Source organism: Christiangramia gaetbulicola (assembly GCF_003054225.1).
Classification (GTDB): Bacteria; Bacteroidota; Bacteroidia; order Flavobacteriales; family Flavobacteriaceae; genus Christiangramia; species Christiangramia gaetbulicola.
The window spans coordinates 371,054-390,133 of record NZ_QBKQ01000001.1 but is presented as its reverse complement, the minus strand read 5'-3'; the positions used below and the strand labels follow the sequence as shown (position 1 = coordinate 390,133).

Annotated in this window: 9 protein-coding genes; 8 read left to right on the top strand and 1 reads right to left on the bottom strand. The window is 40.9% G+C overall.

The window, feature by feature from the left end; all coding sequences use genetic code 11:
- The first annotated feature begins 334 nt into the window (after window positions 1-334).
- From C8P64_RS01730 to C8P64_RS01710, 5 genes are read left to right on the top strand one after another with little or no spacing between them, the layout of a single operon-like run.
- Window positions 335-6,754: an ATP-binding protein gene (locus C8P64_RS01730; RefSeq protein ID WP_108170331.1), complete on the top strand. Its 6,420-nt coding sequence runs from the start codon at window positions 335-337 to the stop codon at window positions 6,752-6,754.
- Window positions 6,751-9,240, top strand: coding sequence for an ATP-binding protein (locus C8P64_RS16610; RefSeq protein ID WP_245889637.1), 2,490 nt, complete (start codon window positions 6,751-6,753; stop codon window positions 9,238-9,240). The genes C8P64_RS01730 and C8P64_RS16610 overlap by 4 nt, the downstream gene beginning before the upstream one ends.
- Window positions 9,241-9,252: 12 nt before the next feature.
- Window positions 9,253-10,584: an ATP-binding protein gene (locus C8P64_RS01720; RefSeq protein WP_108170330.1), complete on the top strand. Its 1,332-nt coding sequence runs from the start codon at window positions 9,253-9,255 to the stop codon at window positions 10,582-10,584.
- Window positions 10,581-10,961 (top strand): response regulator, encoded by a 381-nt coding sequence (locus C8P64_RS01715; RefSeq protein ID WP_108170329.1) that lies wholly within the window; start codon window positions 10,581-10,583, stop codon window positions 10,959-10,961. The genes C8P64_RS01720 and C8P64_RS01715 overlap by 4 nt, the downstream gene beginning before the upstream one ends.
- A gap of 18 nt (window positions 10,962-10,979) precedes the next feature.
- The gene (locus C8P64_RS01710) at window positions 10,980-12,020 is read left to right on the top strand and encodes an adenylate/guanylate cyclase domain-containing protein (RefSeq protein ID WP_108170328.1); all 1,041 of its coding nucleotides are present in this window, start codon (window positions 10,980-10,982) and stop codon (window positions 12,018-12,020) included.
- 214 nt (window positions 12,021-12,234) lie between these two features.
- Here the strand turns inward: C8P64_RS01710 and C8P64_RS01705 are convergent, their stop codons facing one another.
- Window positions 12,235-13,587 carry a M24 family metallopeptidase gene (locus C8P64_RS01705; protein ID WP_245889636.1) on the bottom strand — a complete coding sequence of 451 codons (1,353 nt, stop codon included), beginning with the start codon at window positions 13,585-13,587 and terminating at the stop codon, window positions 12,235-12,237.
- Window positions 13,588-14,014: 427 nt separating this feature from the next.
- On the opposite strand from C8P64_RS01705, the gene C8P64_RS01700 reads away from it, so the two are divergent.
- From C8P64_RS01700 to mutS, 3 genes are all read left to right on the top strand, one after another.
- The gene (locus C8P64_RS01700) at window positions 14,015-15,847 is read left to right on the top strand and encodes an ABC transporter ATP-binding protein (protein ID WP_108170327.1); all 1,833 of its coding nucleotides are present in this window, start codon (window positions 14,015-14,017) and stop codon (window positions 15,845-15,847) included.
- Between the two features lie 33 nt (window positions 15,848-15,880).
- A complete protein-coding gene (locus tag C8P64_RS01695; protein WP_108170326.1) occupies window positions 15,881-16,306 on the top strand; it encodes a hypothetical protein in 426 nt (141 codons plus the stop codon).
- An 82-nt stretch (window positions 16,307-16,388) separates the two neighbouring features.
- Window positions 16,389-18,968: a DNA mismatch repair protein MutS gene (mutS, locus tag C8P64_RS01690; RefSeq protein ID WP_108171240.1), complete on the top strand. Its 2,580-nt coding sequence runs from the start codon at window positions 16,389-16,391 to the stop codon at window positions 18,966-18,968.
- The last annotated feature ends 112 nt before the right edge of the window (window positions 18,969-19,080 follow it).

Genomic DNA, 19,080 nt, shown 5'->3' with positions numbered 1-19,080 from the left:
TGTAATAGTTAGTTCGTCTAAGTTAGTGATTTTCAGCAAACAAAGCGCTTTTAAGCCTTTTCGAAACAAAATTTTTTAGCTAAAAGTTCCCAGGTTGAACTCCCTTCTTTCTCTTATTAAATAGAAACCATTAAAAAATTGTTGCAACTGATATGGTTTTTCAGGCTTTTCATCTTGTTTGTTAATTTAATTTATTGAAATAGAGTATATTAACTAAGAGATTTCCGCTGAATAACAAATAGTTTTAATTAAAATTCTATTTCCTGGTTGTAGCGGTAAGGAATTAATATCTGAAACCAATGTTCATCCCTTCAATTCCAGAAACTTATTTAATATGAGCATAACTCAAAAACAGAAAAATGAGATTCTGAATATTTATCAAAAGTGGCTTGATAGTTATTTGAATGGTGATATAGATACCTACGATTCCTATTTTGATGATAATTACCATTTCATTGGTTCTACAAACAATGAAGAGTTTCTAAACCGAAAGGATACCACTGAATTTTTTAGAAAAACCACCGATCAATTTGCCGGGAAAACTGACCTGAGAAACAATATTACCACCATTGAAAAATTCGGGGACGTCATTTTTTTAACCCACCTCTTTGATGCCTGGTTCATGGATGAAGGAGATTGGACGTATTATGGCAGGTTCAGGTTTTCTAACGCTCTTCATGAAACTAAGGATGGCTGGAAATTTATTTATCAGCATTTTTCAATTCCAGATGCCAAGGCAGAAGAAGGAGAGACCATAGGCTTTGACCAGATTAGCGCTGAAAATTTACAATTGAGAGAGGCCATTCAAAGACGCACTAAAGAACTTGAGGAAAAGTCCCGGGAACTACAAATCGAGATGGGATTAGAAAAGGTAAGAGCGAGGTCTTTGGAGATGCAACATACTAATGAGCTTCAGGATGTCATCAACACGGTTCACCGGGAACTTCTTAATTTACAACTCTCCTTATCCGGAGGTGCTTTTATCACGATCAATTCAGATATAAAGGATGAGCTATGGTGCTGGGGTGCAGGCGGTACGGCAGAATATGTACAAAAGGTTCATGTACCCCCTATCGATAAACCTATCTACAAAAATCTTATTAATGGAATAAAGAAGGGCCCGGGATTTTTCACGGAAGAATTCAGCCAGGCGGAGAAAATTGAATTTTTTGAACACCTTTTTAAATTCCCTCCATATTTAAATGCCGATGAGTCGCATAAAAAAGAAGTCTTTTCACGCGAAGGTGGATATACCCGTTCATGTGCCGTTTTTAAGAACACCTCGATATTTATAATTAATCATCATGGCAGGATATTCACCGAGCATGAGAACAATGTTTTAAAACGATTTGGGAGTGTGTTTGAACAGGCCTATACCCGTTTCCTGGATCTTAAAAAAGCGGAAGCTCAAACCAGGGAAGCCCAGATCGAAACAGCTTTAGAACGGGTAAGAAGTCGAACCATGGCTATGCAGCATTCTAAGGAGTTACCTGAAGCTGCCAATATACTTTTTCTGGAAATCCAAAAGTTGGGAATTCCAGCATGGAGTGCAGGATATAATATTCTTTCAGAAGATAAAAGATCCAGTACCTGTATCATGAGTAGCGAAGGGGAAATGCAGGAGCCTTTTGTGTTGCCTTTAACAGAGCATGAAAGTCTGCTTCCCTGGCATGAAACGATTATTAAAAACCGTGATTTTTTTATTTATGGTCAGGAAGGTGAGGATCTGGTCGCGCATTATGATTATTTGGCATCTCTGCCGGAACTAAAAAAGACCTTTGAGCAATTCCAGGAGGCAGGATTAGATCTACCCACACGACAGTTCAATCACCTGGTGAGGTTCAATAAAGGGTTTTTACTTTTTATCACCTATGAGGAAGTTCCCGAAGCTCATGAGATTTTTAAACGTTTCGGGAAAGTATTTGAGCAAACCTATACCCGTTTTCTGGATCTTAAAAAGGCTGAAGCCCAGGCCCGGGAGGCTCAGATAGAGGCAGCCCTGGAAAGAGTAAGATCAACCAGTCTGGCCATGCATCATTCCTCTGAGTTGTCCTCTGTGGTAGATAAGCTTCTTAAGGAGTTTACAGATCTGGAATTCACCCTCACATTCTGCATTATCAATCTTATTAATGAAAAGGATAGGAGCAATACCGTATGGGCTGCAAATCCCGAAACAGGAAAGGATGCAGAATCCTATTATATGAAATTTGAAAATTATCCCTTTCATCACGCCATGTGGGATGCCTGGAAAGCTCAGAAAAAGCGATTTATATATACCCTGGAAGGTGAAGAGAAAAAAATATATGATGAATATCTCTATTCAGAAACTGAATTCAGACGATTCCCTGAGCATGTTCAGGAAGCCAATAAGGCTCTTGAAAGATATGTAGCAGGCTTTACTTTTTTTGAATATAGCGGACTCCAGACAGTAAGTGAAGAACCTATTTCTGAAAATGACCTGGAAATACTGGAGCGCTTCGGGAGAGTCTTCGAACAGGCCTATACACGCTTTCTGGATCTTCAAAAAGCCGAAGCCCAGGCCAGGGAGGCTCAGATCGAGGCAGCTTTAGAACGTGTTAGAAGTCGAACCATGGGTATGCAGCATAGTTCAGAATTACAGGAGACCGCAGCACTTTTGTTCGATCAAATACAAGCCCTGGGAATAAATGTTATGGGCTGTGGTTTTAATATATGGAATAATGATAGATCTGAAGCCACTGCCTGGATGAGCGGTATGGATAGATTTCAACCTGCATTTCAAACCTCGAGCTCCAAAGACATTTTTCTTCGAATTTATGAAGCGATGAAACGCGGCGATAAATTGTACGTAGAAGAACAAAAAGGGGAAGAATTAAAAGCTCATTATGATTATATGGCCTCTATCCCTGTTTTTAATAGGATCCTGAATCAGCTGGAAGAAAAAGGACAATCTCCGCCTGTCTTTCAGATCATGCATTGCGCCTTTTTTACGCATGGTTATCTCATGTTCAATACTCTTGAACCTGCCACAGAAGAACATGAGATTTTCACCAGGTTTGCCAAAGTTTTTGATCAGACCTATACTCGTTTTCTAGACCTTCAGAAAGCTGAAAAACAGGCCAGGGAAGCTGAAATCAACCTTGCTTTGGAGCGTATCAGGGCCGCGACGATGGCAATGCATAATACCGATGAGATAGGAAACACCGTAATCACTTTCTTTAAGGAACTACGCGGATTGGGACTTCAGAAATCTACCAGATGTGGAATTGGAATTCTCAGTCAGTCTGAACACATGCAATTATATACGGCCTCTACTAAAAAAGGACACCAGGCAAAACTTACTACGGGAACTTTAGATATGAGCCTTCATCCTTTGCTGGAAGGTGTGAAAATGGCCTGGGAAAATGGCGATTCGGCTTTTTCCTATGAATTAAAAGGAAAGGATAAATACAAATATTTCGATAGGTTAAATACGGTCAGGGATTACCCGGTGAATATAGATCTGGATACTTTATCTGAAATTGTCTTTCACTTCAGTTTTCCCTTTAAGGATGGGGTCCTGTTCGTATTCCTTGATGAACCACTAACCCTGGAATATGCTGAAATCTGCAAACGCTTTGCCAGAAGTTTCAGCCTTACCTACACCCGTTTTCTGGATCTTCAAAAAGCCGAAAATCAGGCCAGGGAGGCTCAGATCGAGGCAGCTCTGGAAAGGGTGCGTAGTAGGACTATGGGGATGCAAAAAAGTTCAGAACTGGAGGAGGTTATAAAGGTCGTTTTTGATCAACTGGTACATCTGAATTTTAATATAGAACACACCGGGTTTATCATAGACTACAAAGAGAATGATGATATGCATATCTGGCTTACCGATAAAAATAGTATTCCTGCTGAAGTAACGGTTCCCTATATCGATACGCCTAACTGGAACAGTTTTTTAAAGGCTAAAAAGAACGGTGATAATTTTTTCAGCAACCTGTACACTTTTGAAGAAAAAAATAAATTTTATCGGGAGTTGTTCGAAATTATTCCGGGTGTAGCAGAAGAAACAAAAAGCTATTATCAAAACTGTAAAGGGCTGGCCATATCTACAGTTTTAATGGATGATGTGGGGCTTTATATAGAGAATTTTGAAGGTGAGCCCTTTTCTGAAGAAGAAAATAAAACCCTTCTAAGGTTCGGTAAGGTATTTCAGCAAACTTATACCCGGTTTCGTGACCTGGAAAATGCCGAAGCTCAAACCAAACAGGCTCAAATTGAAGCGGCGCTGGAGAGAGTTCGTAGCAGGTCTATGGGAATGCAAAATAGCAAGGATTTTAGCTCTGTCACTACCGAAATGTTTAATCAACTACGAAATTTTGGAGGCGATCTATTTGCCACCGGAATTGTTTTTTGTGATAAGCACAAAGATCATGTGGAGCAGTGGCATAGTATTCCAGGGGCTGGTATGATGAGTCCTTTTATTGTTCCAAAAGACCTGGACTATATTCATGAATACAGATATAACCAGTGGAAAAAGGGAGAAAAGTTATTCTCTATAGAGATACCGGGGGATTTTATTGAACAACATTTTCAGGATATTTTCAATCTTCCTTCTGCTCAAAAAGTGCTTAAAGATCTGGAAGAAAATGATACTCCTATGCCCGGGGCACCTCCCTGGGAAATTGACTATGGAGCATCCTTTAAAAATGGATATATACTGGTTTCTGCTTTGCAGGTTTTTGAGGAAGCCCATATTCTTCCTCGTTTTGCTAAGGTCTTTGAACAGGCTTACACCAGGTATCTGGATCTTAAAAAAGCAGAACTTCAGGCCAGGGAAGCACAGGTTGAAGCTGCTCTGGAAAGGATCCGTAGCAGATCTATAGGTATGCAGAAGAGCGAAGATCTGGCAGATCTTTCACTGGAACTGGTAAAACAGGTTCAGGAACTGGGAGTGTCCACCTGGTTTTGTGCCTTCAATATTTATGACGATGAAGAAAAGGGGTCTTTGGAATGGGGTAGCAATGGCCAGGGTGTATTCCCTAAATACAGAACACCAAGAGAAGGGGTTTTTCTTAAATATTATGAAGCGGGACAGCAAGGCCAAAGCTTGCTGGTTAACGAAATAGGTGAAGACGAGTGTCCTGCCCATTACAAATATTTATGTACTCTGCCGGGAGTTGGTGATCAATTATTGCAAATGAAAGCACAGGGAATTTCTTTCCCAACCTCCCAGATAGATCATGTTGCTTTTTTTAAATATGGATATCTCCTTTTTATCACCTATGAATCGGTCCCGGAATCTTACGAGATCTTTAAAAGATTCGCCAGGGTTTTTGAACAGTCCTATACCCGTTTCCTCGATTTGCAAAAGGCAGAACAGCGGGCAAGGGAAGCCAGGGTTGAAACGGCTTTGGAAAAAGTGAGAAGCCGTACGCTGGCTATGGAGTATAGCCAGGAATTTACTGAAACCTCCATGGTCGTTTTTGAGCAGCTACTGGAATTGGGTATTTCTCCAAATAGATTATTTATTGGTTTAATTGATAGTGACCTGGACACCATAGATGCCTGGGCGACCAATGAAGACGGCACCAGGCTTGCAAATCACTTTAAGTTAGAGGCTTCAAAAAATAGATCTATTGCCCGGATGTTAGACGGCTGGAAGCAGGGAAAGACCTCTCAGATAATAGATATGGAAGGCAGGGAATTGCAGAATTATTTCAGGTATCTAAATGAGGAATTGAAGATCCCATTCCAGGGTGGTCTTGAACAAAAAAGGAGGATACAGTATATGGCCTATTTTTCTGGTGGTCTTATTGGTTTAGCTTCCGGAGAGGAACAGGACGAAGATGCACTTGAATTGCTGGAACGTTTTGCGGCAGTATTTAACCTTACCTATATCCGTTTTAAAGATCTGAAAGTTGCTGAAGCGAATGCCATCAAAGCCAGGCAGGATCTTAAAGAAATAAAGGCAGCCAGGGAAAATGCAGAAAGAGCACTTACAGAACTTCAGCAAACCCAGAAACAATTAATTCAATCTGAGAAAATGGCAAGTCTGGGAGAACTCACTGCAGGAATAGCCCATGAGATCCAGAATCCGTTGAATTTCGTGAATAACTTTTCTGAAGTAAGCAATGAATTGCTCGATGAAATAGCTGAAGAAATTGAAAAAGGAGATCTGGAGGAGGTAAGAGAAATTTTAAAGGATATCAGGAATAATCTTAATAAAATAAACCATCATGGCAAGCGCGCAGATGCTATTGTAAAAGGGATGCTGCAGCATAGCAGGAAAGGTAATTCAGAAATAGAACCTACAGATATTAATGTCCTGTGTGATGAATATCTGCGTTTGGCTTATCATGGCTTACGGGCTAAGGATAAATCATTTAATGCTGATCTGGAAACAGATTTTGATCCAGACCTGGGAAATGTCGCTGTGATGGCCCAGGAGATTGGAAGGGTTATCCTCAACTTACTTACCAACGCCTTTTATGCCGTATTGCAGAAAAGAAAAAATACCAATGATCCTTTATATGAACCAAAAGTCAGCATTTCAACTCATAAGGAAGCGAACCAGGTGCTTATTCGTGTTAAAGATAACGGTTGTGGAATTCCAAAAAAGAACCTGGATAAGATCTTTCAGCCATTTTTTACCACCAAGCCAACCGGGCAGGGAACTGGTTTGGGACTTAGTCTAAGCTACGATATTGTAAAGGCCCATGGAGGTGTCCTGGAAGTAGAAACTCAAAAAGGCAAAGGAACAACCTTCACAATCATAATAAAAACAAACCGATGAAAATCAATCACCTATTATGTCTCCTTTTCTTAGCGGTAGGTCTAAATAGTTTAGGCCAGACTAGCCGTGATATAGAGGATTATAAATTTAAGAAGGATAGTGTAAAACAACTTATAGACAAATCTTCCGGGGACGAAACAAGAATTATAAGATTAAAGAATGAATTCGCGCGTTTGTGTTTTTTAATTCCTGAATTTGAAGATGGTTTCCTGGCTCTACAAGAAGCAAAAGCACTTTCTGATAAATTGGATTATGCTGAAGGGGAAGCCATGTACTATTTAACCTTATCCTATTTCTATTATGATCGTGACAATCCCATTAGTATTTATTATAGAAAAAAGGCTCAGCAGATCTCCAATTACTTAGAAGAAGCGCGTGATGATAATAGCAATTTTACAGATATAATGAGGGCTGATTCAAATTTAGATGTAGAACTGTTTCAGGATCAATTTAATAAGACACTCGCCAGGGATGAATTATCAGATAACAAAGAGATACAGGCGAATCTTTTATACGCTATCGCCGGAACCTATTATCGCCTCGAGAGCCCGGAAACAGCATTAACGAAGCTAACAGAAGCTATAAACTTATTCTCAGAAATAGGTGAGATCTATCCTGCATTTCATTTATCGACCATTAAAATGGGAACCCTGGTCTATTTAGAAAAGGAAGAAGAGGCCAAAAAAATAGAGCTGGAATTGATCAAATTAATGTCTGCAGAACAGGATAAAAATAATCTGGCACTTATTCATAGCGCTATGGCAAATGGTTACAGGATGCAGGGCAGGTGGTCACTTGCGATTGAATATTACCTGAAAACCCTGGAGTTATTAGATCCTGTCGAAGATCGGGAATTAAGGATAATAGATCAGTATAACCTGGCTATAGCTTATGAAAATTATGGTATGGACAGCAGGGCTGCAGATAACTATCGCATTGCAATTGAAGAATTAGAAAAGGAAAAGGATTCCTTACGATTACGTATAGCCTATGGGACCATTGTATTTCCCCTTATTGCGATAGAAAAATATGAGGAGGCCAAAAAATATATGCAGCTTTCTCTCAAAGATACCGTAAGAAGTAAAGACTGGGCCATTGCAAGATATAACGACGCCCAGGGCCAGATATTAAAAAGCCAGGGGAGATATAAGGAAGCTATACCCTATTTTCAGAAAGCTGAACAGGGTTTCAGAAAAATAGAGGGAGTTGAGTGGGCTCTTGCATTTATGAATTTATACCTGGCAGAATGTAATTTTCAAATCGAAAATTTTGACCAGGCTTTACAATATGCCACCCAATCCCTGAATCTGGATAGTAACGCCCAGGCTACTGAAAAGGCTACTCTTCTTTTATCCCAGATCCATGAGGAGCTTGATAATCCCGCAATGGCTTATCAGTATTTAAAAGACTATCAATTGTTAAGGTCAGAAAAAGAAAAATCTGAAGAAATAAACAGAATAGCTGATGCTGAGATTCGCTCTATTTTAGATGAAAGCGAAAAGACCATAAATCTTTTAGAAAGAGAAAAATTAGAAAAAGAAAAGGAAAGTATTTTTCAGCGCTGGCTTATTATAAGTGTCTTAATTGTCTTGATCTCAGTGGTTGTCCTTGCCATAATTTTATACCGCAACAATAAGAACAAGCAAAAAGCCAATGCTCAATTAAAAAGGCAAAAAAAGAAGATAGAGCAGACTTTAGATCAGCTCAAGGCTACCCAATCCCAACTAATCCAGTCTGAAAAGATGGCAAGCCTGGGAGAGCTTACTGCTGGAATCGCCCATGAGATCCAGAATCCGTTGAATTTTGTGAATAATTTTTCTGAAGTAAATAATGAATTGCTCGATGAAGTTAGCGAAGAAATTGAAAAAGGAAACCATGATGAGGTGAGAGTAATTTTAAATGATATCAGGAATAACCTTAATAAAATAAATCATCATGGTAAGCGTGCAGATGCGATCGTAAAAGGAATGCTGCAGCATAGCAGAAAAGAAAATTCTGAAAAAGAACCTACAGATCTAAATGTTCTGTGTGATGAATATTTGCGTTTAGCATATCATGGATTGCGTGCAAAGGATAAAACATTTAATGCTCATCTGGAAAAGGATTTTGATCCAGGGGTGGAGAAGATCAATATCATGGCGCAGGAGATTGGAAGGGTGATCCTGAACTTACTCACTAATGCCTTTTATGCTGTGCAACAGAAAAAATGCCATACCAACGACCCGGAATATGTCCCGAAAGTCGAAATTCTAACCAGGAAAAAACTTGATCAGGTTTGTATACAGGTAAAGGATAATGGCATTGGAATTTCCCAGAATATCCTGGATAAGGTATTCCAGCCATTTTTTACTACCAAGCCCAGCGGGCAGGGTACCGGACTTGGACTTTACCTGAGTTATGAGATCATTCAGGTACACGGTGGGGAATTAAAAATAGATACCAAAGAGGGAGAAGGAACAATATTTACTATCTTATTACCTGTTTAACACTCTGATTTTATGATGGATACAAAGAAAGATTTACTTCATCAAACTCATCAAAGAATTTTCGAGATAATCTTTTCCGGGAAATTATCTGAGAAGGAAGCCGTAAAATTTATCGATGAGGAAATAAGTGGTTTTGGAACAACCTGGGATGAAAAAATTCTCTCGAAGAAAGATTACCTCTGGATCCTGGAAAATACCCGGAATCAACTGGAGAATTATCGTTTGGAATGGAATTCAGAGCCTTTTTCATACAGGATGCTGGCTAACGATACCGTGGCGGTTCTTTGTGATGATGTGAAATTTTTCTCTCCAACAGCCAATAGGGAGAAGATCGAAATGTATATGAGGTATACCGGTGTTTATGAGTATTCAGGAGAGAAGTGGTTGCTTGTTCATTTCCATGGATCTAAACCTGAATTTGTGGATAGCGAAGTAGATACTTTTGGAATAGAGCATCTTAAAAAGAAGAATGAAGAATTAAAAGAGGAAGTTAAGAAAAGAACTTCCCAGCTCGAAGAATCTTTAAACCGTTTAAGGGCTACCCAGGAACAACTTATTCATTCAGAAAAAATGGCCAGCCTTGGAGAATTAACTGCCGGGATCGCTCACGAGATCAAAAATCCGCTCAATTTCGTTAATAATTTTTCAGACCTGAACGTGGAGCTGATCGAGGAGACCTTTGAAGAACTCAATAAATTAGAGAGCTCAGCTGCCCTAAGCGAGGCCAGGGAAATTCTGGAAGATGTAAAGTCTAACCTGGAAAAGATAAAACAGCATGGATCACGAGCAGATAGTATTGTAAAATCAATGCTACAACACAGTCGCGGTGGCAATGGCAAAGCTGAAAAAGTAGATTTCAATGGGCTTATAAAGGAGTATGTTAATCTAGCCTTTCATGGGATGAGAGCAGGTAAAAAGCCAATAAATGTGAGTATAGATTATCAGTTGGATGAGGAGATAGATGAGGTTTCTATTATCCATGAAGACTTTAGCAGGGTCATTTTAAACCTATGTAATAATGCCTTCGATGCCATGCATGAAAAGCTCAATATGACTAAAGCTGAATGCGAATACTCCCCAAAACTTAGCATCCGTACGTATCGTGAGGGCGATAAAATTATGCTTGAAATTGAAGATAATGGCCCGGGTATATCTGATGAATATAGATCTAAGATCCTTCAGCCTTTTTTTACCACAAAAAAGGGAACAGAGGGAACCGGACTTGGGCTGTCTATTACCAATGACATCATTAAAGCTCACGGGGGAGAATTAAAAGTAGAATCTAAAACAGATAATAAAACCTATTCCAGGTTTATTGTTCAATTAAAGAAATTAAGACAATGAAAATACTAATTGTAGATGATGAAAAAGATGTAGAAGATCTTTTCCGGCAGAAGTTCAGAAAGGAGATCAAGAACGATGACCTGGAAATAGAATTTGCATTTTCGGGTAAAGAAGCTTTGGAGATCCTTAAAAGAAAAGATCCGCCAGAAGTGGTTTATGTTTTTTCTGATATCAATATGCCTGGAATGACGGGCCTGGAGCTCCTTGAAAAAATAAAAAAGCAGTTCCCTAAGATCCCGGTAAGTATGATCTCGGCTTATGGCGATTCAGAGAATTATAACAAGGCTATAAATTCTGGAGCCAAGGAATTTTTCACCAAACCAATCGATTTTGAGTCTTTGAGGAATGAGTTAAGAAAACTTGGTGCTTTAAACTAAACAAATAAATCTCTAAAAATGGTCAAAATACTGGTAGTCGATGACGAAGCTGATCTTGAGATTTTGATCAAGCAGAAGTTCAGGAAGAAGATCCGGGAAAATGAGTATGATTTCCGTTTTGCCCTGAACGGCCGTGATGCGCTAGAGAAAATTTCGGAAGAACCCGATACAGATATTGTTTTGAGCGATATCAATATGCCAGAAATGGACGGCCTAACTTTACTAACTAAGTTGAACGAGAAGAATCCTCTGATCAAGGCGGTGATCGTTTCAGCCTATGGGGATATGGAAAATATCCGTACCGCCATGAATCGTGGTGCATTCGACTTTATAACCAAACCTATAAATTTTGAAGATCTTTCTATCACCGTTGAAAAAACGATTCAGCATGCGAGGCAATTAAAAGATACCCTGATTGCCATTAAAGAGAATGATATCCTTAAAATGTACGTGGATGAAAATGTTCTTAAATTCATGAATAGTAGGGAATATGAGTCGTCCTTAATGGAAAATGAAACCATAGAAGGCAGCGTTGTTTTTATCGACATGGTAGGTTTTACCAGGATAAGCGAAACTGCTCCTCCCAATACCGTAGTGAAAATGATCAATACCTATTTTGATATTATGGCGAAGGAGATCATAGCCCAGAAAGGTTTTATAGATAAATTCATAGGAGATGCCGTAATGGCTGTTTTCCGGGGTGATTATCATCTGGACCGGGCTATAGATGCAGCACTTGCCGTAAGAAATAAAATTAGTGCCCTGGATCCTCCAGATGAGAATTCAGATTTTAAACCCAAGGTTTCCATAGGGATCAAAAGCGGGGAGATGACCTCCGGAAATATAGGTTCTGAAAGTTTAAAGCGACTGGATTACACCGTGATTGGTGATACGGTGAATACAGCTGCACGGTTCCAGGATATCGCCAAGGAGAACCAGATCATCATTGGGGAATCCTGCTATGAGAAAATAAAGGAATATTTCAAATGCCGGGAATTAGGGAAATTTAATTTGAAGAATAAAGTGCAACCGGTAACTATTTTTGAAGTTTTGGAATAAGCGGGAATCCTAATGAAGTCCGGTAAGCTTTTATTGAGGCATACTAGGAAATCTTTGTGATCAATCATCTAAATTTCTGAAATAAGAAAACCAGGCATAAAAAAATGGGCCTCCTGAATGTCCATTTTCAAGTTTAAGCAAAAACTATATAGATATTAGAAACGATTGTAATTATCAATCAGGTATTCATAAAGCGGCATAAGGGAATAAGGTTCTATTTCCGGCCTTTGATGAGTACCAACTCTTCCTGTGGCTCTATAAGGTATTCGGCGCCATCCTGGGTGACCACGGCCATTTCTTCTACTGAAATGGTCTTCAAATTTCCATCCGGAAGTTTCCATGCGTGGAAACCGTCAAATGCGAAGGTCATCCCAGGCTTTAATTCTTTTTCAGCCGCCGGTCTAACATGTGAAGCCTGTGATCCGCCAAGGTTAGGACCAACATCATGAGCGACATACCCCACCGGATGCCCGGTACTCCACATCACGTATTCAGATCCTGCCTCTTTCATTAGTACACGTTGAGCCCTGTCTACCTCAACTCCTTTAGTACCGGGTTTCATGGCGGCCAGTGCAGCACGGTTACCAGTCTTTGCACTTTCCCAGTAATGTTTTATATCCTTCGGAGCCTCTTTTTCGCCATCTTTTAAGACATAAGCAAATCTTTGGATATCGCTTACCCACCTGTCGTATACCTTGATGCCAAAATCTATCTGGATCACATCTCCGGGCATGATCACCTTATCTGTCGCATGAGAATGCCCTCGATCTGGTCCCGAATTCACATTGGGATTCTGGTCTGCTGCCCATCCATCGGTCACGCCATTTTCAGCCATTTTCTTTTTCAGGAACCTGGCGATATCGGCATCGGTAGATTCGCCCGGAACCACTTGTTGATAGGCTTCGACCTGCCACTCAGCAGTAAGGGTAGCCGCTTTTTTTAGGATTTCCACCTCTTCCGGGAGTTTTATGGCCAGCCATTCGTAGACCATCTCGGTAGAAGGTGTTAGCCTTTTTGCGTGATCACCCAGGTAGGCTTCAAGTTCCTGTCGCTGAGTGTAAGACAAACCATCTGCCATGGAATTGGTTTGGGAAGAGTTTACAGCAATGGTCTTAAAATCTTTTTCCTGAATAAAAGTGGCAGCCTGCTTCATGGCCGATTCGTTTCGTTCTACACTTGCCACCGAATCATGAATATTCAGATCATCCAGCGCTTTTGATTCTCCTGAAGGCGAAAACACCAGGGAGTGGAAACCATTTTCGTCGTTGTAAAAAAGAAAAGCAGCGGTACCCCCGGCATTTTCCCCGCCAATATGGTGGGCAATGGGATCATTGTTATTTTCACGGCAAATTACCAGCCAGCAATCTACTTCGGCGGCTTTTAAAGCCTTTGGGAGTAATTTGTTTATTCGCTGTTTTCTAATTTCGGGCCAGGGATTTTTACCCCAGGAAATTGTATTTCCAGTATTTTCTCTTGTTTCTGAAGACATGTCCTCCTGTGCTTTTTGATTGTTACAGGAAAAAAGTATAGTTAAAAGTAAAAGTGCGGGCAGTAGAAATTTGTTCATATTTATCAGATTGGCTTTTCAGGACAATTTATAAAATTTATTTTTTCAGAATTAGCCTATCCTCTCAATTATGAGAAGATTACTGCTTTTACTATGCATGATTCCATTCGCTGTTTGGAGTCAGGAAAATGAACCACCTATAAGGTATATTATGGAGTTAACGGTAAAGAAGGTCATCGGGTGAATTTCACGGAAGGACTAAAGGAATGGAAAGAATGTTACAAGTCCAATAGCGGAATTATATCTTATATAGTGCGACGAACTAGGTACCGGGTACCACCAAATCAATAAAAAAGTTCAGGCGATATTTATGCCGTCTTTTTTTGGCTGCTATTCCATAAATCTAGATACTTCTGTGTAATTTAGAGCATCGAATTCCATAAAAGCGCCTGAAGCTTATTAACTTGCAACAAAGAATTATAAGCAAGTGCCCAGACCTAAAAAATCATTCGAAACCAATAATATCAATTTCCGGGAGAGCTTTGCTTCTTTAAAATTCGTACCTCGTTTTTTCAAGGAGATCAGGAAAGTGAATCCCCTGCTTTTTTATACCAACGTGCTGGGGAGGATTTTAAATGCCGTACTTCCCGTGATCATGCTCTGGCTGGGAAAATTGATCATCGATGAGGTAGTGGTGCAGATCGGGGCAGAGGTGAAAGATCTGGATAGATTATGGATCCTGGTTGCTGCGGAATTCGGTCTTGCTATTCTATCAGATCTTCTTAGTAGAGGTATCAGTCTTAGCGATGCACTTTTAGGTGACCAGTATTCCATAGATACTTCCGTAAAGATCATTAAAAAGACTTCAGAATTGAACCTGGCCCAACTGGAAGATTCAGAATTCTATGATAAACTGGAAAGGGCGCGCCAACAAACTACAGGTAGGGTAGGACTTATGTCTAATATACTTACCCAGGGCGAAGATGTAATTGTAATTATTACTTTACTAGCCGGAGTGGTGACATTCGAACCCTGGCTTATCATTTTACTGGTGGTCTCTATAATCCCGACTATCATCAATGAGATCAAATTCAGTGGAACCAGCTATTCACTGGCTCGCAGCTGGACCCAGGAACGCCGGGAACTGGATTATTTGAGATATGCCGGGGCCAGCGATGTGACCGCCAAGGAGGTGAAATTATTCGGACTATCGAATTACCTGGCAGACCGTTTCAAAGGACTTTCAGATAAATATTATTTACAAAGCAAGAGACTGGCAAAACAACGTGCTGGCTGGGGTTCCATCTTTAATGTTATAGGAACTGCTGCTTATTATGGCGCTTATATTTTTATAATCTTCAGGACCGTTGCCGGAATTTTCAGCCTGGGTGATCTTACTTTCCTTTCTGGATCCTTCAACAGGTTAAGGTCTAAACTGCAGGGATTTTTTACCAGGTTTACGGCCATTACTGAAAGTGCGCTATATCTTCAGGATTACTTTGAATTTCTGGATCTTACCTATGCTGAAAGCGCTACAGATGGAAAACTGGATCTGCCCGAAAAGATCGAGAAAGGATTTGAATTTATAAATGTGGGCTTTAAATATCCCAAATCTGAAAAATGGGTGGTTCGAAATATCAATTTTGAACTCAGGGCGGGGGAGAAACTTGCCTTTGTGGGTGAGAATGGCGCCGGGAAAACCACGCTTATCAAGCTTCTGCTTCAGTTCTATGAACCAACCGAAGGGAAGATCCTGCTTGATGGAATCCCCATTAAAAAATATGATCAGGCGGCCTATCAGCAGTATTTTGGAGTGATCTTCCAGGATTTTGTGAAGTTCGAGTTAACTCTTCGCGAGAATATCGCCATGGGAGAGATCGGTGAAATTTCTAATCAATTGCGCATAGATGGCGCAGCCGAAAAAAGTCTCGCCCGGGAGGTGGTGAAAGATCTGCCTTTAGGTTATGAACAACCTCTTGGGAAAAGGTTCAAGCATGGTAAAGACCTATCAGGTGGGCAGTGGCAAAAGATCGCCATCGCCAGGGCTTATATGAAAGATTCTGAAGTGTTGATCCTGGATGAACCAACTTCAGCCCTGGATGCCCGGGCAGAAACCGAAGCTTTTCAGAGGTTTATCAAGCTTACCGAGGGCAAGACCGCGGTGATCATTTCGCACAGGTTCAGCACGGTAAGAATTGCAGACAGGATCATGGTTCTCAAGGATGGATCTGTGCTGGAGATAGGAACGCATCAGGAGTTAATGGCAAACGATAAGCTCTACGCCGAACTTTTTAACCTGCAGGCGGCTGGTTATCAATAAATGGATCTTTATTTTTACACCAAATTTTAAAGTGTGGATCTTCTATTTATAAGGCTTTTACTAGATTTTGGTTTGATGGTTTTGATCTGGATAGTACAACTGGTGATCTATCCTGGGCTTTGCTATTATAAAAATGAAGACCTGGGGAAATGGCATAAGATCTATACCCAGCGCATTGGCGTGATCGTAGGTCCCTTGATGATCGCGCAGCTTGTAGTCACGTTAATGCAATTAATGCAGGCACAGAATTTATATACCTGGGGGAGCATTGTCATTGTTCTAATTACCTGGATACTAACTTTTTTGATCTTCGTTCCCTTGCACAATTCCATTAATCCCGGTGAATCCTGCGAGGAGATCACCACCAGCCTGGTTAAAAAGAACTGGTGGCGCACCTTCTTCTGGTCCATTTTATTTTTAGGGAGTCTTATCCTTAAAATTTCGGATTATAATTTTTAAGCAAACCGCCTAATCTTTACTTTAGCAATCCTAAAATCCCGGAAAATTGGCAGCAAAGAAATCTCAGAAGGTAACCCCGTTAATGCAGCAGTATAATAGCATCAAGCTTAAATATCCTGATGCCATGTTACTGTTTAGAGTCGGGGATTTTTATGAAACCTTCGGGGAAGATGCCGTTAAGGCCGCCCGTATCCTGAATATCGTTCTTACCAATCGAAATAATGGAGGAGAGAGAACCGAGCTTGCCGGCTTTCCGCATCATTCGCTGAACACATATTTGCCAAAACTGGTAAAAGCAGGTCAACGGGTGGCGATCTGTGATCAGCTGGAAGATCCTAAGATGACCAAGACCATCGTAAAACGTGGGGTGACCGAACTGGTGACACCCGGGGTGGCGATGAATGACGATATTCTTAGCAGCAAATCCAATAACTTTCTTTGTGCCGTTCACTTCGGAAAAAAGAACCTGGGAGTTTCCTTTTTAGATGTTTCTACCGGGGAATTTTTATGTGCCCAGGGAAACAGGGAATATATAGATAAATTACTTCAGAACTTCGGGCCTAGTGAGATCCTGGTTCAGAAGAAGTACAAGAAAGAATTCAACGAGAGTTTCGGGAAAGACATGCATTGTTTTTACCTGGACGACTGGATCTTTAAAATAGATTATGCTGAAGAAACCCTGAACGGGCATTTTCAGACCAAGTCGCTTAAAGGATTTGGGATAGATCATTTGGAGGAAGGCATCATAGCTTCCGGAGCCGTGTTGTATTACCTGGCAGAAACCAGGCATCACCGGCTTCAGCATATAAGTTCTATAAACCGTATCGCTGAAGAGCAATATGTCTGGATGGACAGGTTTACCATCCGAAACCTGGAATTATATCATTCTACAGCAGCCAATGCGGTTACCCTTTTAGATGTTATAGATAAGACGATCTCGCCTATGGGTGGCCGACTTTTAAAGCGCTGGCTGGCCCTGCCTCTTAAGGATGCTGAAATGATCGAAAAGAGGCTGCAGGTAGTTGATTTTCTTATCAAAAATCCGGAAACCCTGGGAGATGTCCAGGATCAGATTCGTGAGATAAGCGACCTGGAACGTTTGATCTCCAAAGTGGCTACGCAAAGAATTAGTCCGCGGGAAGTGAATCAGCTTAGGAATTCCCTGAACTCCATCATTCCGGTAAAGGAGCTGGCCTTGAAATGCAATAACGAAGCCCTGAAGATCATTGGGGATAATTTACATTCCTGCGACCTGCTTCGGGAAAAGATCACGGAAAGTATAAGCGAGGAGGCACCGGTAAATGTGCAGAAAGGAAATGTGATCGCCAGAGGTTTTTCCAAAGAGCTGGATGAGCTTAGAGATATCGCATTTTCCGGAAAGGATTACCTGGACAATATGATCCAGAGAGAGACCGAAGCCACGGGCATTTCTTCTCTGAAGATCGGGAGCAATAATGTTTACGGTTATTATATAGAAGTTCGGAATACTCATAAGGATAAGGTTCCCGAAACCTGGATACGTAAGCAAACCCTGGTGAATGCGGAGAGGTATATCACCGAGGAGCTTAAGGAATATGAATCGAAAATTCTTGGTGCCGAAGAAAAGATCTTACAGTTGGAGCAGCAATTATTCGGGAAACTTGTTTCCTGGATGGCTGAATATATAGATCCAGTACAACAAAACGCTAGATTGATAGCCAGACTGGATTGTTTATGTTCGTTTGCCCAGCAGGCACAGGCCGAAAATTATTCCAAACCCGAGATCACAGATTCTTACGGATTGGATATAGAAGAAGGACGCCATCCGGTGATCGAAAAGCAATTACCCCCGGGAGAAGTTTATGTGACCAATAACCTGCACCTGGACAGGGAAGAGCAGCAGATCATTATGATCACGGGGCCTAATATGAGTGGTAAGTCGGCTATTTTAAGACAGACCGCCCTCATCGTACTTATGGCGCAAATGGGAAGTTTTGTTCCGGCGAGATCGGCCGAGATTGGCCTGGTAGATAAGATCTTTACCAGGGTAGGGGCCAGCGATAATATTTCTATGGGTGAATCTACTTTTATGGTAGAGATGAATGAAACCGCCAGCATCCTGAATAATATTTCAGACCGCAGCCTGGTGTTGCTGGATGAAATTGGCCGTGGAACCAGTACCTATGATGGGATCTCCATTGCCTGGGCTATTAGCGAATATTTGCACGAACATCCTTCAAAACCTAAGACCTTATTCGCCACACATTATCACGAACTGAATGAGATGTGCGAAACCTTTGACCGCATCAAGAATTTTAATGTTTCGGTAAAGGAGTTGAAGGATAATGTCTTGTTCCTGCGTAAGCTTGTGCCTGGAGGGAGTGAGCATAGTTTTGGGATACATGTAGCCAAGATGGCCGGAATGCCTCAAATGGTGCTGCATAGAGCCAACAAGATACTCGCAAAGCTGGAGGCATCGCACTCTATGGAAGATTCCGGGGCGGTATTAAAACAATCTGCGGAAGACGAGATGCAGCTTAGTTTCTTTAACCTGGATGATCCATTACTGGAAGATCTTAAACAGGAATTACTGGGCATAGATATAGACACGCTTACTCCGGTAGAAGCTTTAATGAAGCTAAACGAGATCAAACGCATGTTGGCAATTAACAATAAACAGTAATCATTGCTCATTGTTTATTGATTATTGTAGTCTGTTGTCTTTGCGAGCGAAGCGAAGCAATCTCATCTGAGTTCGGGGTTTTGAGTTTTTCTTGAGTGTTGTCATTGCGAGT